This window comes from Herbaspirillum sp. RV1423, from assembly GCF_000577615.1.
In the GTDB taxonomy this organism is placed as follows: domain Bacteria; phylum Pseudomonadota; class Gammaproteobacteria; order Burkholderiales; family Burkholderiaceae_D; genus Herbaspirillum.
This window is the reverse complement of the sequence record NZ_CBXX010000004.1, coordinates 384,557-403,639: the sequence shown is the minus strand read 5'-3', so window position 1 is coordinate 403,639 and position 19,083 is coordinate 384,557. Positions and strand designations below refer to the sequence as shown.

Annotated in this window: 14 protein-coding genes; 5 read left to right on the top strand and 9 right to left on the bottom strand. The window is 59.2% G+C overall.

Going from position 1 to position 19,083, the window contains the following annotated elements; all coding sequences use genetic code 11:
- Window positions 1-92: 92 nt before the first annotated feature.
- The 3 genes from RV1423_RS06545 to RV1423_RS06535 form a co-directional block, all read right to left on the bottom strand.
- Window positions 93-884: a transporter substrate-binding domain-containing protein gene (locus tag RV1423_RS06545; protein ID WP_034294446.1), complete on the bottom strand. Its 792-nt coding sequence runs from the start codon at window positions 882-884 to the stop codon at window positions 93-95.
- A 106-nt stretch (window positions 885-990) separates the two neighbouring features.
- Window positions 991-1,938 carry a MurR/RpiR family transcriptional regulator gene (locus tag RV1423_RS06540; protein ID WP_231502075.1) on the bottom strand — a complete coding sequence of 316 codons (948 nt, stop codon included), beginning with the start codon at window positions 1,936-1,938 and terminating at the stop codon, window positions 991-993.
- 286 nt (window positions 1,939-2,224) lie between these two features.
- Window positions 2,225-3,097 (bottom strand): LysR family transcriptional regulator, encoded by an 873-nt coding sequence (locus RV1423_RS06535; protein WP_034294444.1) that lies wholly within the window; start codon window positions 3,095-3,097, stop codon window positions 2,225-2,227.
- Window positions 3,098-3,285: 188 nt separating this feature from the next.
- Between RV1423_RS06535 and RV1423_RS06530 the strand changes: the two genes are divergently transcribed.
- Both RV1423_RS06530 and RV1423_RS06525 read left to right on the top strand, forming a co-directional pair.
- Window positions 3,286-4,257 (top strand): agmatinase, encoded by a 972-nt coding sequence (locus RV1423_RS06530; protein ID WP_034294442.1) that lies wholly within the window; start codon window positions 3,286-3,288, stop codon window positions 4,255-4,257.
- Between the two features lie 64 nt (window positions 4,258-4,321).
- A complete protein-coding gene (locus tag RV1423_RS06525; RefSeq protein WP_034294440.1) occupies window positions 4,322-4,735 on the top strand; it encodes a RidA family protein in 414 nt (137 codons plus the stop codon).
- On the opposite strand, the gene RV1423_RS06520 is transcribed toward RV1423_RS06525, so the two are convergent.
- The 3 genes from RV1423_RS06520 to mltB are packed head-to-tail and all read right to left on the bottom strand — an operon-like array spanning window position 4,732 to window position 9,252.
- Entirely contained in the window at window positions 4,732-5,895 is a 1,164-nt protein-coding gene (locus tag RV1423_RS06520; protein ID WP_034294438.1) for a phosphotransferase enzyme family protein, read from the bottom strand. The genes RV1423_RS06525 and RV1423_RS06520 overlap by 4 nt on opposite strands.
- Before the next feature lie 23 nt (window positions 5,896-5,918).
- Window positions 5,919-8,078 carry a TonB-dependent siderophore receptor gene (locus tag RV1423_RS06515; RefSeq protein ID WP_034294435.1) on the bottom strand — a complete coding sequence of 720 codons (2,160 nt, stop codon included), beginning with the start codon at window positions 8,076-8,078 and terminating at the stop codon, window positions 5,919-5,921.
- Between the two features lie 40 nt (window positions 8,079-8,118).
- Window positions 8,119-9,252: a lytic murein transglycosylase B gene (gene mltB / locus RV1423_RS06510; protein ID WP_034294434.1), complete on the bottom strand. Its 1,134-nt coding sequence runs from the start codon at window positions 9,250-9,252 to the stop codon at window positions 8,119-8,121.
- 190 nt (window positions 9,253-9,442) lie between these two features.
- Between mltB and RV1423_RS06505 the strand changes: the two genes are divergently transcribed.
- Window positions 9,443-10,384 (top strand): histone deacetylase family protein, encoded by a 942-nt coding sequence (locus RV1423_RS06505; RefSeq protein WP_034294433.1) that lies wholly within the window; start codon window positions 9,443-9,445, stop codon window positions 10,382-10,384.
- Between the two features lie 6 nt (window positions 10,385-10,390).
- On the opposite strand, the gene RV1423_RS06500 is transcribed toward RV1423_RS06505, so the two are convergent.
- Window positions 10,391-11,266, bottom strand: coding sequence for a LysR family transcriptional regulator (locus RV1423_RS06500; RefSeq protein ID WP_034294432.1), 876 nt, complete (start codon window positions 11,264-11,266; stop codon window positions 10,391-10,393).
- A 10-nt stretch (window positions 11,267-11,276) separates the two neighbouring features.
- Window positions 11,277-11,447: a hypothetical protein gene (locus RV1423_RS29715; RefSeq protein ID WP_155835039.1), complete on the bottom strand. Its 171-nt coding sequence runs from the start codon at window positions 11,445-11,447 to the stop codon at window positions 11,277-11,279.
- On the opposite strand from RV1423_RS29715, the gene RV1423_RS06495 reads away from it, so the two are divergent.
- On the top strand, window positions 11,446-12,882 hold the full coding sequence (locus RV1423_RS06495; protein ID WP_231502074.1) for an MFS transporter: 1,437 nt from the start codon (window positions 11,446-11,448) through the stop codon (window positions 12,880-12,882). The two genes, RV1423_RS29715 and RV1423_RS06495, sit on opposite strands and share 2 nt — an antisense overlap.
- An 82-nt stretch (window positions 12,883-12,964) precedes the next feature.
- Entirely contained in the window at window positions 12,965-13,888 is a 924-nt protein-coding gene (gene ylqF, locus RV1423_RS06490; RefSeq protein WP_081768715.1) for a ribosome biogenesis GTPase YlqF, read from the top strand.
- Between the two features lie 110 nt (window positions 13,889-13,998).
- On the opposite strand, the gene RV1423_RS28470 is transcribed toward ylqF, so the two are convergent.
- Window positions 13,999-18,999: a hypothetical protein gene (locus tag RV1423_RS28470; protein WP_155835038.1), complete on the bottom strand. Its 5,001-nt coding sequence runs from the start codon at window positions 18,997-18,999 to the stop codon at window positions 13,999-14,001.
- Between the last annotated feature and the right edge of the window lie 84 nt (window positions 19,000-19,083).

Sequence of the window (19,083 nt, the reverse complement as noted above, 5' to 3'; positions counted from 1 at the left end):
TGTTTCGTCGGTCCGGACCGTTCTCCGGTTCGGACGCGACCGGAGAACGGGCTGCGTTTTCATGGCGAAGACGCAGCTTGAGGATGCATGCCTTATTCCGGCAGCGCTCCGGCCGGCGCGCCCAGCCATTTCCTGGACATCTCGTCGATGGCGCCGTTGGTCTTGGCTTCGCGGATGATCTCGTTAAGCTTGGCGACCAGTTGCGGTTCTCCCTTGAGCACGCCGATGTAGCAAGGCGCATTGGAAAGGATGACCTTCAGGTCCATGCTGACCGATGGATCCTTGGCCTTGATGGCCGCGGCGACGGCAGTGCCGGTGGCGAACATCTGGGTCTGGCCGGCAAGGAAGGCGGAGACGGTGCCGTTGTTGTCTTCAAAGCGCTTGATCACGGCGCCGGGTGCGAGGCGCGAAAGCTCTTCGTCCTGCATGGAGCCGCGTGTCACCGAGATGACCTTGCCGGTCAGTTCGGCATAATTCTTGGCCACGATATCCTGCTTGCCGAACACGGCATCGAAGAACGGCGCGTAAGCGATGCTGTAGTCGATGACCTTTTCGCGTTCAGGCGTCTTGCCCAGCGAGGAAATGGTCAGGTCCGACTTCTTGGTCTGCAGGTAGGCGATGCGATTCGGCGCGGTGACCGGAATCAGCTCCAGCTTGACGTTGAGCTTCTTGGCCACCAGCGTCGCCATGTCGATGTCGTAGCCGCGCGGCACCATGTCCGTGCCGACCGAACCATACGGCGGGTAGTCGGTCGGCACGGCGACGCGGATGACCTTGCGCGCGAGGATGGCGCTGAGGGCGTCTTCAGCCATGGCGTGGCCGGGGGCGGCGATGGCGGCAAGCGAAGCGGCGATGAGGCTAAGCAGAAGAGAGCGGCGTTTCATTTCGATATCCTTTCAATGATATGCGTTGTGGCGTTGTGCAAGATTGCATGCGGGAACTGCTGAAGCGGATTGCGGTAAAAATGTCGACGAGAATTGCGGATTGTTTTCATTTCCTGGGAATGCGCGGCCTGGGCGGTTCCGCTTCTTCCGCGCCCCACCATTCGCCCATGCTCCACAGGTTCTTCTCCGTTTCCGAAACGGAGGTCTTGACGTCGACCTTCGAGGTCGCGGCCATCAGGGCGACCAGGATTTCGCTGACAAGGAAAGCCGGCACCAGCGTGTCGAAAAAGGAAGCATTCTTCTTGCCGACCAGGATGGTCTCCGTCGCCATGCGCGCAATCGGCGAGCTGGCGCTGTCGGTGATGGCGATCAGCTTGGCGCCGGCCTTGGCGAGATGTCCGGCGATGGATACGGCGCGGCGCGAATAGGGCGCGATGCAGCAGACGAACAAGGCATCCTTGGGGCCGACCTGATGCATGATCTTCATCATGCCGCTTTCGCCGGCGCCGTCGATGAGCGTGATGTTCCTGGCGAAGTATTCGGAGACGTGGGAAAACTGGAATGCGACCGGAAACGATGAACGCAGGCCCAGGCAATAAATATGGCGGGCCGAAGACAGTATCTTCACGGCGCGCACGATGGCGGCCAGCGTATCGGCGCTGCACAGCGCCTGGATATGGGCAATGGCATTGTTGGCCACATCCAGCGCCAGCGCGGTTTCGCCGATTTTTTGATTGAGCTCGACCAGGCCGTGCGCGCGCTGGCTGTATTCGTTGCCGCGCGAGCGCAGGTTGTTCTTGAATACTTCGCGGATGTCGTCGTAACCCTCAAGGCCGAGAAACTTGGCCAGGCGCGTCATCGTCGATGGCGGGATGCCGGCCAGCCTGGCCTGTTCGCGCATGGACATCACGGCGACCTCGTGCGGATGGTCGAGAACAAAACTCGCCGCCAGCCGCACCTGCCTCGGCAGGCTGTCGAAGCATTGCTTGATGTGAAGCACAAGCGATTGCTGGGTTTGTTGCAACTGCTGCGACTGTTGAGACCGTTGATTCACGATGATGCTCCGCATGTCCGGGATACCGGTCATCAAGCAACATATGTGCCAAAATTTTTACAAATGATTCAAATGAATCATTTTTGAATGCGATAAAAGCGCTGAAAAAAATGGCTACGTAGGAGAAGTGTGATTTCGCCGATTCAAAAATACATGGCGGCGTGAATCAAACCGATTGCGTATCGGTGGCGCGATGTGGTTGTCTTTTTCGGAAAATGCGCCAGGATGGACATGCCGGCTCCGGATCGGCGCTTCGCTTTGGGGCGGAAATTTTCGCGGTCGGGCGTCAGTTGCCGCCGTGCAGTTCCTTGAGGATATCGAGAAACAGGTCGGCGCGATACGTCGAGGGCCGCGATTGTTCGGTGACGGCGCAGATCAGGTGATGATAGGAAGGGCTGCCGACCCTGGCCTTGAGCGCATAGCGCTTGCCGAGCAACTGCACGTAATGGACCGGGAGGATGCCGAGATAGCTGCCGGTGGCCACCAGCAAGCCGATGGCTTCCAGCCCGCCGGCATCGGGACCGCGCGCATAGCCTTCGGTCGCCAGCGCCTGGTCGACGTAAGGATGGGGGCGATACACCAGCGGCAGATCGTCGCCGCCCTTCGGTTTTTTTGCGGCGCTATAGACGCGGTGCGTTTCCGAGAACAGCGGCAAGTAATCGAATTCGCCTTCGCGCGGATACTTGCCGCGAATGGCGATATCGACCCGGTGTTCGCGCAACGCCTGATTAAGATCGGGAAAGGTCATCACGCTGATCTCCGGCCGCACGTTGGGCGCGCGCGCGCGCAGGATGGCCAGCGCTTCGGGGATCTTGCAGTCGGGATGCGTCAATGTGTGCTCGACGATGCCGATCGTCAGCGAGCCAGACAGCACGCCGTGGACGGCGTCGATTTCGGAACGGATGCGCTCCAGCGAGCGCAAGGCGCTGGCGGCGAGCTTGAGCGCGACTTCTCCTTCCGGCGTCAGCTTGAAGCCCGCCGGACCGCGTTCGCACAGGCGCACGCCCAGGCGTTCCTCGACCTCGCGCACATGGCGGCTGATGGAAGCCTTGGACATATGCAGGCGCTTCTCTGCCGCCGCGAATCCGCCGGCCTGGGCGGCATTGCAGAACACGCGCAGCGAGCGCAGGTCGCGTTCGTCGAAATCTAGCTGGATCATGGAGGGGCCTCGAAACGGAAAATGAGAAGGTATTGAATTTCAAGACTATACCTGCAAAACAATCATTTTTTATTATCTGCGATGCTTGCTAGAGTCGGAAGCACTTCGGCTGTTTCAGGATCAGATCTTGCATGGCCAGTGGGTTTCCCCCGTTTTCAAACCGCATTTAGCCAAGAGGATCCAACGTCATGGAACAACTTACCGTGCCGCCGCGCACCGGCCACAAAACCTTGCTGTATTCGGAACTGGTGACCGACATGACCGACCTCAAGGCGGACATTGCTGTCCTGGGCGTGCCGTTCGGCTCCGCCTACGGTCCGCGCCAGTTCAGCAACGACCAGACCAATGCGCCGCAAGCCATACGCGATGTCACCGACCGCATGGTGCGCGCGCCGGAACACTACGATTTCGACATCGACGGCCCCTTGCTGCAAGGACGCGACGATATCCGCTTCGTTGACTGCGGCGACGTGCTGCCCGATCTTGCCGTTCCCGGCGATCATCGGCGCCGCGCCGAACTGGCGGTGCGGCAGATTTTGCGCGGCGGCGGCATGCCGATCGTGCTGGGCGGCGACCATGGCATCACCAATCCGGTCTTGCGCGCTTTCGACGAAGTGGGCCCGGTGACGCTGGTGCATATCGATGCCCATCTGGATTGGCGCGATGAAGTCAACGGCGTGCGCGACGGCCTGTCGAGCGTGATCCGCCGCGCTTCGGAACTGCCGTTCATCAAGCATATCGTGCAGATCGGCCTGCGCGCGCAGGGCAGCGGCCGTCCGGCCGACTATGAAGCGGCCAAGGCCTACGGCGCCGACCTGATCACCGCTTACGAGTTGCATGACATCGGCATGGATGCTGTGTTGGGGCGCATTCCCGACGGCGGCAATTACTACCTGACCATCGACGCCGACGGACTTGATCCGACCATCATGCCGGCGGTGGACGGCCCGGCGCCGGGCGGCGTGACGTTCCTGCAGGCGCGCAAGCTGATTCACGGACTGGTGAAGAAGGGACGCGTGGTCGGCATGGACATCGTCGAGATCCAGCCGGCCAAGGACAACGCCAGCAAACTGACCTGCGTCACCGCGGGCAGGCTGATCGTCAATCTGATCGGCGCCACGATACGCGCCGGCTACTTCGACAAGAAGAAGCCGGCGTAAGCAGCAAACCTGACGACGTATTTCCAACCTGTGTATTTCCAACCCCATTGATAACGAGGCTGCCATGGCACACACGCGTATCCGCAAATTCAACACCAAAGACACTTATCCCGAACAAAACATCGACAACGATTTATGCCAGGCTGTCGTGGCGCGCGGCACCACGATCTTCCTGCGCGGGCAGATCGGACAGAACCTGGACACTTCGGAAAGCGTCTGTATCGGCGACGTCAAGGGGCAGACCGAACAGGCGATGTACAACATCGACATGTTGCTCAAGGAAGCCGGCGGCAAGCTGGAACATATCTGCAAGGTCACCATTTATATTTCGGACCCGCGTTTTCGCGAAGACGTCTATCGCGTTGTCGGCCGCTGGCTCAAGGGCGTTTTTCCGGTGTCGACCGGTATCGTGGTGACGGCATTCGCACGACCGGAATATCTGGTTGAAGTGGATGCGACCGCAGTGATTCCAGACTAAGCTTGGTCGGCGCGCTGCTCGATATGCGCGAGCAGGCGCTGCCCCTCTGCGCTGCTGAACCAGGCTGCATGGCCGAGGTAGTAGGTGTCGTAGGCTAGCGAGGCATTCTGCGCCGAGCGCGTGATGCCGTGGAAGTACGCCAGCTCGGCCAGCGCAAACTCGGCATGCACCAGCGGCAGCAAGGCCGCCAGCGCCATCCACTGGCGTGCCGTCAGCGGCCGGATCAGGTGATAACCGTCCAGCATGGCGCCGAGCAGATCGGGATGGACGACATTGCGCGCGCCCTCCGGTATGGACAGCCATTCGATGACGTTGCGCTCGATGGCGGTCGCCAGATCGTGCAATGCACAGGTGCGATCGCTCAAGCCGAAGTCGAGGATCGTTTCCACGCCGGCGGCGGCGCTGCGGTCGCTCCACAACAGGTTCGACGCATGCCAGTCGTTGTGGGTCCACAACGGCGTCAGTTCGTCGAGGTAAGGCAGCAACCGGGCATGGAGCGGCAACAGCGTATCGGCGGCTTCTCCACGCCAGTCGCGGTCCTTCAGATAATCGGCGATGGCCGGATAGCGTTCAATGTAGCGCTGCAAGGCAGGCAAAGGATCCGGCTGTGAAAAAATCGTGAAACTCGACACCAGCGTCTGCGCCTTGCGCGCCGGTGCGGCATAGTCCTGCGCGGCCAGGTGCAGTCTGGCCAGCGCTTTGCCTGCTTCGTGCGCATGTACGCGGCTGCTGAACGGCGTCCACGATATCGCGTCGCGATACAGGTCGACGCCGGGGGCGACGCCATGCACTTCATACGTCCAGTGGCCGTCGGTCATCGCGGTGGCGCCATCGGCGGTCGTCAGGACTTCGCTCACGGCAATGCCGCGGCTGCGCAAGTGATTGATGAAGCCGTGTTCTTCGCTCAGGCCCGCGACATCGCGCGCCGACAGATGGTGGCGTTTGACGAATACATCCATGGTCGACGTGGTCATCACGCAGCCCGCCGAGAACGGTCGCGGACTATGCCAGATCAGGCGTTGCGGCGCGCCCGCTTGCGGATAATGCCGCAGCACGCGCGTCACTTCGGAAGAGGTCAGCGCAGGCCAGTCGGAAATCACGGCATCGGCGTTCATGCCGTGGCTGAGCACGCGGGTCAGGTGATGGGAAGCGGCTTCCATGAGAGCGTCTGCGAGTCCTGGCGTCAGAAATCGTATTGCACGGACAGACGCGCCAGACGCGGCGCACCGAGATGCAGATAGCTGTCGCCCAGTGATTCGCCGGTGTCCTTCCAGTAGCGCTTGTCGAATACATTGTCGACGGTCAGGCGCATGGTGGTCGGATGCCCACCCATCCTGGTCTGATAGCGCAGGCCGGCGTTGAAGATGTGGTATGCGGGCACAGCGGCGCTGCCGTCGCGCGTGGCGACCTTGCTGCCGCTATAGAGCCAGCTTCCCAGCAGATTGAAGCCCGGCAGCGCGGCCACCGCATAGTCGGCATACACCGCGCTGCGCATGCGCGGCACGTTGATGGCCTGCTTGCCGTCGTAGGCCGGGGTGCCGGTATCGTCGGCGCGCGCCTGGATGAAGGCCACGCTCGCGGCCAGACGCAGTTGCCGGGTGACGTTGCCGTTGGCGCCGAGTTCGATGCCCCGGTGGGTTTGCGTGCCTTGCTGGATGTATGCAAAGCTGGTCCCTGCGGCATCGGGCTTCGGATATTCATAAGCCTTCTTCATACGGAACACCGCGGCGGTAAAGCCCAGGTCCTTGTTCCAGTCGTATTTGAAGCCGGCTTCAAGCTGGCGCGCCACGGAAGGCGGCAGGATGGTCGGGTAATTGCTTTGCCAGAATGCGGCGGAAGTGCCCATCGTCAGCGTCTCCGCATAGCTGCCGTACAGCGACATGTTCTGCTGCAGCTTGAAGATCAGCGCCGCCTGCGGCAGGAACAGCGAACGGCTCGTGTCGCGCGTGACGGCGCCGGCCGGGTCGTAGGTCTGTTCTTTCAGCCAGACTTGGCGGCCACCTGCAAGCACTTGCCAGCGATCGTTGAATTGCAGGCGATCGGTGAAGAAGATCGCTTGCTGGCGGCTGTCCAGGTTGCGATACGACGCTGGAATACCGGCGCCGGAGGCGGGAAATGCAAGCGGGACCGGATTATAGATATTATCGCTGCCGACCCAGCTCGAAATGCCGTCCGATTTATCGATGACGCGCCGCGACATGCTGAGACCGGCTGTCAGATCGTGTTTGATGGCGCCGGTATTGAATTTCCCTTGGAGCACAGCCTGAGCTTCATCGTTACGGCGCGTGTCGTCCGGACTGCGATAGTCATACACGTCGTAGTCGCCGTTGGCTGCAAACGTAGGTGAAAAAACAGTTGCAAAGTTGCTTCCATAGGGGAACGCAAGATAGTCGTCGATGACGGCGCGGCTGCGTCCGGCGACGACATGGCCGCGCCAGTCGGCATTGAATTCCAGGTCGAAACGCGTGTTGAAATTGAGCGAATCGATGCGCACCGGCTGGGCCCAGGATTGCGGCGTCAGCATGGCGGTCGGGGAGACGTTCGACGGCACGGTCGTGCCGCCCAGCAGTTGATAGCCGGCGACGGATTTTTGCGATTTCTTCTGGTATTCGATATTGAACTGCAGGCGCGCCTTCGACGAGATGTCCCATGCGGCGGCCACCGAGGCAAAGTCGCGGTAGCCGTTGCTGTAGTCGACGTAGGAGTTGATGTCTTCATGCGCGGCATTCACGCGCAAGCCGAACTGTTTCTGTTCGCCGAACAGCACACCGAGGTCGGTCGCCACATAGCGCGAGCCGTTGGAATCGGTGCCGAGCGTGACGGAGCGCACATCGGCCGGACGCTTGGTTACGTAATTGACCAGGCCGCCGGCATTGACCACGCCGCCTTGCAAGCCGGACAGGCCTTTGATGATTTCGACCTGCTCCTTGTTTTCGAGCGCGATGTTTTGTTCGCCGACCACCGACAGGCCGTCGATGCGGTAGCCGCTCGCCAGATCCAGCGGAAACCCGCGCACGCTGATATTTTCGTAATACCCGACCGGCGCGTAGTTTTCGCCGATGCTGGCGTCGTTCTTGATGACGTCGCTCAGCAGGCGCGCCTGCTGGTCCTTGAGTTGCGCTTCGGTCACCACCGATACCGAGGCCGGCGTGTCCAGCAGCGGCATCTCGCCGAAACCGGCAATGCTGGACGAGCGTGCGCGGTAAACGTCGGTGCGCGCATCTTCGGCGGTGACGTTGATGGTCGGCAGCGTACCGGCATCGCCGATTTCTTCCGCGCGGACGGCGCTCGGAGCGACGCTGGCCAGCGTCAGGGAAATGGCGAGAGGGGAAAAGCGTTTCATCGGTGTTGCGGCGGGCTTTCTGGAAGACGGCGCGGACAGGTTACTGTCCGCGCGCGGTGCGCACGGCGCGCGCCAGATCGATCACCGACATGGCGTAGAAATAACTGCGGTTGTACTGCGTGATGGCAAAGAAATTATTGGTCGCAAGCCAGTAGTCGGTCGGCGCTTCGCCGTTTTGCAGGTCGACCAGGCCGAAGCGCATGCCGGCCGGCAGCTCGCTGCCGGGAACCACGCCGGCGGCCTTGAGTTCGTCGGCGCTGAACTTGGCTTCCAGGCCCTGATTGATCAGGTCGCCGATCTTGCCGACGTCGGCGACGGTGGCCGGGAAAACGGTCGGTTCGCCGCGCTGCCAGCCGTGGATCTTGAGGAAGTTGGCGACGCTGCCGATGGCATCCACCGGCGAGCTGCGCAGGTCGATCTTGCCGTTGCCGTCGAAATCGACGGCGTATTGACGCAGGCTGCTCGGCATGAATTGCGGCCAGCCGATGGCGCCGGCGTAGGAGCCCATCAGCGAGAACGGATCAATGTCGGATTCGCGCGCGAACAGCAGCGTGCTTTCCAGTTCGCCGCGGAAGAAGGCCATGCGGGCGTCGCGGTTGGCGGTCTTGGGATAATCGAAGGCCAGCGTGGTGATCGCGTCCATCACGCGGAAATTGCCGGTGTTGCGGCCGTACACGGTTTCCACGCCGATGATGCCGACGATGATCTCGGCCGGTACGCCGTACTGCGCTTCGGCGCGCGACAGCGCCAGTTCATGCTCGTTCCAGAAGTCGACGCCGGCGTTGATGCGCTTGGGTTCGACGAAGCGCGCGCGATAGGCTTGCCAGTTCTTCGGCTTGCCGCTCGGAGCCGGCTTGATCAGTTGGATTGCGGTGTCGAGGTAGCGCGCCTTGCTGAAGGCGGCTTGCAATGCCGCCTTGTCGAAGCCATCGCGGGCGACCATTTCGTCGATGAAGCTGTTGACTTCTTTCCACTGGCTGAAATTGGCGAACTCGCCGTCGTCGTCGGCGACGGCCTTCTTTTTTAGCTTGGCCTTGGCTGCTTTGGCGGCTGTTTTGCCCTGATGTGTGACGGAAGTCGATTCAGCGGAGACTGTTGCCGGCGCCAGGCAGGCGAGGGAAAGAGCGAGCAGGCCGAGCAGGCGAGACAAACGAAGGCTGGGTTTTATCGACATGGATAGGCGCAACGGCTATGCGTAAGGTGTAAGGTGGCAGACAGACAAGTCGGCCAGTATACATGATCAGCCGGGCGGTCCGGCGCCCGCCCGCTGCTTGGGAGTACACTAGCCAGACGTGCGGCGTCCAAAGGGTTCTGGCACCGAGACGCGCGCCGGGAGAAAATGAGCGAGACCGGGTTCAATAACAATGACTACTGCCTTCTATACGCATTCCGACTGTCAGCGCCATGAGATGGGCGACTGGCATCCCGAGACGCCGCTGCGCCTGCAGGCCATCGAGGACCAGTTGATCTCCAGCCGCATCGATCAGTTCATCGAGCGCCGCGACGCGCCGCTGGCCGATGTCGCCGATATCGAGCGCGTCCATACCGCCAATGCCGTGGCCCTGATCCGCGATCATGCCGAAGCGCTGGCCGTCAGCAAGGAGGCACATTATCCGCTTGACGCCGACACCTCGATCAACGCGCATAGCTGGAAAGCCGCTTTGCGCGCCGCCGGCGCCGCCGTGGCGGCAACCGACGCCGTGATTGCCGGCGAGCTGGAGAACGCCTTTTGCTCGGTGCGCCCGCCCGGCCACCATGCCACGCCAACCACGCCCATGGGTTTTTGCCTGTTCAACAACGTCGCCATCGCCGCGCGCCATGCCATCGATATACACGGACTGGAACGTGTGGCCATCGTCGACTTCGACGTGCATCACGGCAATGGCACCGAAGAGGCGTTCAGGCATGACCCGCGCGTGATGATGGTGAGTTTTTTCCAGCATCCGTTCTATCCCTTCAGCGGCACCGATTCGACTGAGCCGCACATTCTCAACGAGCCGCTGCCGGCGTATACGGCGGGAGATGTGGTGCGCAGGCTGGTGACGGAAAAATGGCTACCGGCGCTGCATGCGCACCGGCCGCAGATGATCTTCATCTCGGCCGGTTTCGACGCCCACCGCGAAGACGACATGGGTCAGATGGCGCTGGTCGAAGCCGACTACGCCTGGATCACGAAGCAGATCATGGATGTCGCGCGCCAGCACGCGCACGGCCGCATCGTCAGTTGCCTCGAAGGCGGCTACAACCTGTCGGCGCTGGGCCGCAGCGTGGTGGCGCACCTCAAGGTGCTGGCCGATATCGACTGATGTATTTCAACTGCTCGCGAGATCGGCATAGGCGGCGATGATGGCATCGGCCACGGCGCGCACCCGCGCGGTGCGGTTGAGATCGTCATGCAGCACCAGCCACATGTCGTAGGCTTGGTGGCGTTCCGGCCAGACGCGCACCAGTTGCGGCTCGGCGTCGGCCATGTGCGTGGGCAACTCGCCGATGCCCAGCCCGGCGGCCACGGCTTCGATCAGCATCAATCCCGAACTGACTTCCATCGCGACGCGCGCATTGGCGATCGATTCGCCGCAGATGGCTTCGAACTGCGAGGCATATACCGCGCGCTGGTAAACCACCACGTCATGTCCCGCCAGCGCCGAGCCGGGTTGCGGCATGCCGCGTTTCTTCAGATAGGATTTGGACGCATACAGGCCGACTGCAAGCCGCGTTAGATGGCGCGAAATCAGGTCGGGGCTGGTCGGGCGCACGCTGCGCACCGCCAGGTCGGCTTCGCGTCGGGTCAGGTTGGAAACCTGCGTGGAGGTGGTCAGCACCACGCGAATGGCCGGATGATCGGCCGCCACTTGTCGTATGGCCGGTATCAGCACGTGTTTGGCCATGGTGTCGGTCGCGGCCACGCGCACCACGCCGCACAGGCGCTCGTCGATGCCCTGCATCTGGCGTTGCAACTGGTCTGCGGCTTGCTCCATTTTTTCGATCGCCGTCACCGCCAGGTCGCCCGCCGGCGTGGCGACGTAACCTGCCGGGGTGCGCAGGAACAGGCGCGCGCCCAGCGATTTCTCCATCGCGTTCAGCCTGCGGCCGACGGTGGCCTGGTCGATCTGCAATTGCTCGGCGGCGCCGCGCAGCGTGCCGGCGCGCTGGATGGCCAGAAAAATACGGGCGTTGTCCCAATCCATGACGGTTCTTTCAGATAGCAAAAGGGTGATGCGGTGCGATGCATTTTTGCATCATAGTCATGAGGTTATGCTTATTTATTGCATCGAGCAAGGCGCTTAAAATGACATCCTCGTTCGCATTCCCGTTTGCCTCGCCTGCGATCCAGGCCGGCAGTTCCAACAGAAAGAGAAGTGCAATCATGTCAACATCATGTCCGTCGCAAACTGCGCAGACCGCGCCGGCCGGCATCAAGAAGCAAGACCACACCGGCTTGCTGCCGTTGGTGACGCTGGCGATCGGCTTCGTCATGGCAATGCTGGACGTCACCGTGGTCAATGTCGGCCTGTCGTCGATAGAAAAAAGCCTGGCGACACCGCTCAGCATGCTGGTCTGGATCGTCGACGGCTACACCCTGAGCTTCGCCGCCATGCTGCTCGTCGGTGGCGCGCTGGCCGACCGTTACGGCGCCAAGAACATCTATTTGCTGGGACTGGTGCTGTTCGTGGTCGCCTCGCTGCTGTGCGGCGCCGCGCCCAACGGCGGCATGCTGGTGGCGGCGCGCCTGCTGCAAGGTCTGGGCGCGGCTTTCTTCATGCCCAGTTCGCTGAGCTTGCTGACCCACGTCTATGAAGACGACCGCGTGCGTGTCCACATGCTCGGCATCTGGTCGGCCACGGTCGGTGGCGCGGCGGCGGTGGGGCCGCTGGTCGGCGGCATCCTGATCCATTCGTTCGGCTGGCGCAGCGTGTTCCTGATCAACGTGCCGGTCGGCCTGCTCGGCCTGTTCATGGCCGTCAAGATGATTCCGGCGGTGGAACGGCACATGCGCGCCTTGACCATCGCCAGCCACGTCCTCGGCGTGCTGATGCTGGCGGCGCTGAGTTTCGTGCTGATCCAGGGGCCGGTCTACGGCTGGACTTCCGTCCCTATCATCGGCGCCGTGATCGTGGCGCTGCTGGCGCTGGCTATGCTGGTGCAGCGCGAGCGCAACGGCTCCGCGCCGCTGCTGCCGCGCGCCTTGTTCGCCACGCCGCAATTCGCCGCCGCCAACGGCATCGGTTTCCTGATCAATTTCGGTATCTACGGCCAGTTCTTTTTCCTCGCGCTGTTCCTGCAGCAGGCGCGCGGCGCCGACGCTTTGCAGACCGGCTTGCAGATGCTGCCGATGATGGCGGTGATCTTCATCGGCAACCTGATGTCGGGACGCATGACTGCGCACTGGGGGCCGCGCCTGCCGCTGCGCCTGGGCCTGACGGTCGGCGCGGTGTTCTCGGCGTTGCTGATGGCGATGACGCCGGCGACGCCGTACTGGATGCTGGCGCTGGCCGGCGCGCTTGCCAATCTCGGCATCAGCACCGCGATTCCGGCCATGACTACTGCCGTGATGCAGGTGGCCGGCAAGAGCAACGCCAACAGCGCTGCCGCCGCGCTCAACGCCAACCGCCAGATCGGCGCACTGGTCGGCGTGGCGCTGATGGGGGCGATCCTGCATACGTTTACCGGCTGGATCACGCGTATCGCGCTGGCTTACGGCGTGATCGCCATCGTTTATGTACTGGCGCTGGTATTGGTGTTGCGATACGTCAATGCGAGGTCGGCGGCCAGTCCCACAGCCGTCGCTCCGGCAGGGGAATAAGTGCCGAATGCGGGTTCTTTTGAAGGTAAATAAGCCGCAGGCCGTAAAATAGCGGCTTATTTGCCAACAAGAAGAATCCCGCATGTCTATTCAATGGTTCCCAGGTCACATGAACGCCGCCCGCAAGAAGGCGGCGGAGGCGATGGAAAAGGTCGACCTGGTCATCGAAGTACTCGACGCGCGCCTGCCGCAGGCCAGTTGCAACCCGATGATCGAGCAGATCCGCCTGTTTCGGCAGCGCCCTTGCCTGAAGATACTCAATAAAAGCGACCTTGCCGACCCGGCCGCGACGCAAGCCTGGATCGCCCATTACAACAGCCAGAAGAACGTCAACGCCGTCGCCCTGAGCTGCAAGAAGCCCAGCGACGTCGCCAAGGTGCCCAAGCTGGCGCTGGCGCTCGCGCCGCATCGCGGCACCGCGCTCAAGCCCTTGCGCATGATGATCATGGGCATTCCCAACGTCGGCAAGTCGACGCTGATGAATGCGCTGCTCAAGAAGCGCGTAGCCGCCGTCGGCGACGAGCCTGCCGTGACCAAGACGCAGCAGCGCCTTTATCTTGGCAATAACATGGTGCTGATCGACACGCCCGGCATGCTGTGGCCCAAGATCATGCATCCCAGCGACGGTCTGATGCTGGCCGCCAGCCATGCCGTCGGCAGCAATGCGCTGATCGAAGAGGAGGTCGCCACCTTTCTGGCCGACCTGCTGCTGCAGCGTTATCCGCAACTGCTGACGGCGCGTTACGGCTTCAAGACTGAAGGCATGGATGGCGTGGCCGTGGTGGAGGGGGTTGCGGCCAAGCGCGGTTTCCGCCTGAAGGGCGGCGACGCCGACTATGAAAAGGCCGCGCATACGTTCTTGCAGGATTATCGCACCGGCGCGCTGGGTCGCATCACGTTGGAAACGCCGTCATCGCGTGCGGCGCTGCTGGCCGAATATGACGCTGCCCGGGTGTTGGAAGCGGCTGAGGAGGACGAGGACAATGAGGACGGCGATGGCGTATAGGCTGCGGCACCGCCCAAAAAACAGGCTCCCGAACTGGAAAGAGCGAATGTCGCACTGCTGCTGAATGGCTCGGGAGAGAGCGATCGGCATGCCCGCCAATCTGGCGACCGTCATCGCGCACCTCGCCACGGCAGGTTAAGGAGTATCTTTTTCCACCAGGGATTCTCTTTCTCGACTCTAGGAGGATTGGCAGCAGCAGGGTCGACAGCAGCAGGGACCGCAGGAACATGAGGATTGACGGCAGCAGGAACATCAGGAGCAACAGCATCAGGATCAGCAGGGTCATCATCATGCATATAGCTGGATCTCAATGAAATCGATCCGCCAAATAAAGTCAGGATGGAACCTAATACGCCAATATTATCCGCTTGATCTTTCAATCGTTTGAACAGCGTGCTAGCCGACACATAGCGATAAATCTTCGGGTTTTCTGCGGCGACATTTGCTCCTACCCCCGCGCATGCAGCAACTGTTCCAGCTTCAACGAGGATATTCCCGAGCGCGTCCAGTGCGTTCTTCGTGGAGGGATCATTCATCACTTCGTCTATTGACTCCTTGGTTCTGGCGCCTTCAACGACAATCATGATGCTGCAGCCTCCCAATTCCACGATATGAATCTTGCTCATCGCATCTTCCCCAATTTCTGGGAATATTTCCGGATGTGATTCCGCAAGTTGATTGATTGCATTCGCAATAGCTGACGCGCTGCTCATGCCGGCCGCTGCCGTACCTGCTGCAGATTGGAACGTCGGTACCACCAAGAGCACGGCGCCTTCCCCTAACGCGCCTAAAAACTCGCCAACTGCACTGATGATTGCCGGCGCGGCATTTTTCACCAGCCAAGCGGCTAACGCTCCAACGAGAACCAAAAAGCCGCCGGCGATCCCAAGCGCAGCAGCGGCGACCCCGCCAGAGTCCGAATCAGACTCTGATGAATCTTCATTGGTGATGTAGATGACTTTGGGGATCGTTGCCGGTGCCTTCGCTGCTGGCGCATTAGTTGCTGGCGCATTCGTTGCAGGAGCTTTGGCCGCGGGTGTATTCGGCACTGGTGCTTTCGTCGCAGGTGCCTTTGTCACCGGCGCTTCGGTTGCCGGCGCCTTAGTCACCGGCGCCTTCGGTGGCGTGTCCGACGTCGAAAATTTAACCGTGTCAGGAAGCAGGTAGGCCAAGCTTTCGATCAGGCGTCTGCGTGCGGAATGGTCCGTCTTCAGATTGGCCGCATTCACCTTGGAGAATGCGGCGAAAATCAGCTTCGACCTCTCGACATCATGTGCTGCATACGGCGGAGGAAAAAAATCCAGGCCTTCGATATTCTCGCCAGTCATCCATTTCACGAACAACAGAAGTGCCGCAGCGTCCATAGGATAGGCGGATTGAATGTCTTCGGCCAGTTTCTCGAAATCCCGTGCTTTCTTTTTTATGGAAGCATCATATTCTTTCACTTTATTGATGTCATTCTCCACGGCAAACTCAATAGAAGAGTCGCGGCTATTGTTGATGACTGCGTCCACAAACGACGCCGCCTGCCAATTCCAAGCCGTCGGCGTAGCTGCTTTTTTGTCGGACTCTTTAAAGTGGCTGCGATATAAGGACGAATCACTATCCCTCGGCCGTGTGGAAGCTTTCTCCCAGGTGACTCCCTCCCAAGCGATATTTCCTTTCTCTCCCGGGCAAGTGCCGTCATGTTCGATGATAAGTGCATCGCGCAGGATTTTGAATGGCGGGGAGACTATACTGCTAGGCGTGTAGTGTCGTCGCACATAGAATTCCGACGGCACGCGTCTGCGGTTATTGAAATCCACCGCTCTGTCCTGTGCAGGCCGGGATATCTTATTCCAGCGCCGAATGGCCCAGTCCCTGTGCTCGGGCTGATTGGCTGCCGAAGTGGCGTAGATGGTCGAGAGCTTGGTCATCTGTCTTGCATATTCATTCTCATTCCCTCCCAGTGAATACCTGAGGCTGAGGGCAAGTTGTCGCGCAGTGGCGTTCGATAATTTATTTTCGGCACGTATCGTCAATATTTTGCCGTTGACGTGGTTTCTAAATCTCGCTGTGTAAGGTTTGGAGCTGTCTTCGATAAATTCCAGTTCTGACATAAACAATGAGTCAGATACTGTCACCAACCTCATCGATTTTTGATACGCTCCACTGACCGATATCTCAGCATCATGATTAAAACTGTTGATTAAAAAATGTTCTTCCGCATTGCTTGAAACTATCTTTATCGGCCTATTGGAGTTTTCAATTTTATAAGTGCCGTTGACGCTCGGATTCGGTATGAAAAACGCATCAGAAAACAGGTCGGTATCAGACTTGAATGATTCATATGATCTCTGATTCGCATCGGCAATTTTCGACAAGACGTGTCTGGCAGTGGTATTAAATCTTCTATTCCCATTTTTGCTTATCATTTTTAGTGAAAAATTCTTGTTGTTTGATTTGAATAGAACAAACGATTCTCCTTGTCTGTCAATTCCTTCATCGACAAGCTTCAGGCCCGATTGGATGCCGCTGACGTCACGAATATTTTCTGTATCGACTATCCCGTTGCCCGGTTTTTCTGATCCGGATTCGTCCTCCAGTTCAGGTATGACGAGTTCCCAATGTCCGTTGGCTCCATAGGGAAGGGTGAAGTTATCGTTCGCATTATCGAGAGTGATTGAAATTGTTTTTTTCGGTGGCGTTGCGTAAGGCAATGGTTGTATGTTTGACCTGATGTGCGGCGAAGTATGAAAGATCATTTTTTCGGCATCCGACGATTTGTCCTGTTTCAGCACATTTTCTTCTGACAATTGCTCATTCATGGACTTGCTCTGCTGGGCAATGGAGCTGTCATTTTCAATGAGTGCGCTTCTGACCTGGTTGGTTTGTATGATGCGTTTAACTGTTTTTTCGTCACCTTTGAGATCGATTTCAGACTTGACTACGCCATCCTTGGATAGTGTGATCTTGGCCCGGGAAATATGATTGGCGGTAGCGATGCTGTATGACGCAATGAAGCCGGCGTTCAACAATGGACTGATATCGGCATCCCGCGTATCGGTCATCAAGCCCTGAGACAGGAATGGAAAATTGAGGGAGTACGATGATGAATCGGGAACCTCGTCAAAGATTGCGATGTCATCGTGTTTTGTCATCTCTTTGCTCCGCTCTGTATTTTTTGCCGTCACCCGCCATATCGTGCCAGGTCCTGTTCGCGGCACTGCATTGACAGGCGGCTTGGCGGCTGCGCCATCCGGTTTCTGTTCTTGCGCCACCTTCGCTTTCAGGGCAGCGAGATTTTTTTCTATCACCGGAAGATCTCTGACCGATTTATCGATGACTTCCTTGGCACCTCGCAGGTTGACCGTGAGCTTGAGCTCATTGTCTTTGTAAAATTCGATACTTTGTGCCTTGCGCGCTCCATTGTCATAAAAAAAATGTGGCAGCACTTTATAGGTGTAACCGTTTGCCAACAGGTAGTAAAAATTGACGAAACGTTCATCTGTCAGTCGAACCAGACTCCTTCGTAGCAACAGGAGTGCCGCTTCAACCGTAATGACTGAAACATTGGGAATGCCGTCAATGTTCAGTTTTTGATTCAGGGAGTCCAGCAAGACATAATTGCCTTTTACCCGTCGTATGATATTCGGCCAGTCTTCTAGGCGTCCCCATTCTTGCGCGGTTGAAGCTCCCGGCCCAGAGCCGACGGAGCGCCGGCGTCGCGGTTTGCTCGTTGATGCCGCCATGCAGTTTTCCGTCGTGCTTTCGCTTTCGTTGTCATTTTCTGTTGCTTCGTCGATCTCTATTGTTCCCCATTCTTCTTCAGTAGCGGGCGGCAATTGACTCAGGCGATGCGCGTGCAGCACCTGACGCCGGACAATTTCATTGATCTCATTGTCTTCGCTATGTTCACCGGCATTGTTCCCGGAGGAGGGCCACCATACCCATGCAAGCGTTGTCAGTCCGGGCACGGCAGGCCCGAATTTTTTTATGGCGGACCAGAGCAATCCGCTCAGGCCCTGACCGACGTTGGGTCCGTTCTCTTGTTGCGGCAATAGATCATAGCCGGCGGCGGCGCCAAACGGCCATCCATCCGAAGCGACAGGAGCCGACACAGTATTGTTGTCGGGAAGATGCCATTCCCGGCTGCTGGCGCTCTCGCCGGTCATCCCCGGCCAGGAAGGAAGATTGTCTTCGAAGTTGCTGATGTCGGATGCAAGGGAACTGAACGAGCCAGAGGAGGGCGCGTTTTCGCCATCTCTCCAATTTTCGTCGCTATGAAAAGAATTTGCATCCAGTATTTCTTTTTCCAGACGATGGGCGATGTCAAGCAAGCTTTGTGTCGATGGCGTGGGCTCGTTCACTAAAGTCAGCAGGTCGGATTCAACTTCGATGAGCGTGTCGCCGGCCGGCTCACGGGAAGGGGAAAAAGTACTCTCGTTTTCAACCTCGACAATCGTGCCGGTGAGCGCCTGGCGATCCAGATCTTTTTGCCGTTTGAGCGCCGCTTGTTCCTGCCGGCTTTCTTTTTCCCATAGGGTTTCCATCGCCTGTGCATATGTCTGATCCAAATCCTCTTGTTCGCTCTTGTGGGCTTCTTTTTGCTGCTTTTTTTGGACGGACCTGGCGCCTGCGCGAAAGGCTTCATCCTGCGCCTGTCGCCTCATTTTTTCTTCGAATGGCGCTTGCCGGGAACGCTTGCGTTCCTGTCGTTCGCGATCTCTTTCTCTGTGCTGGTGGATGCCGCTGGCTGCTTCATATCGTCGCATCCCCCCAGACTGGCGCGCGGCGCGACGGTTTCCGCGAACTTTATCCAGCGTGTCGCTTCCATATAACCCATGCTGGAAATAAAGGAGCACCAGAATCGCATGCAGGCGCGAGCGGACGTTAAGCGGCGTGATAGGTTGTCTCAGCCGCTTTTTCTTATACGACTGGAGGCCGTACTCCAGTCTGCTGCGCGCGTTATGTTGAGAAAGGTTGCCGTTCAACGCGTTCTCGTCCGGATCGCCGCCGCCATTTCCGCCGCCGCTATTGCTGAACATGATTTGATGAAATCTTTCGGTTCTTCTATTTCTCTTCTGCGTTTCGTTATTGGGTTTCTGAATTCGATCTTTCAGCTTTACCATTCATCTGCTCCTGAGAGTTCCGCATCGCCCCGGTTGCTCAGGAGCAGGTTGGTGTGAGTCAGGCCAATATGGCCTGCATGGAAA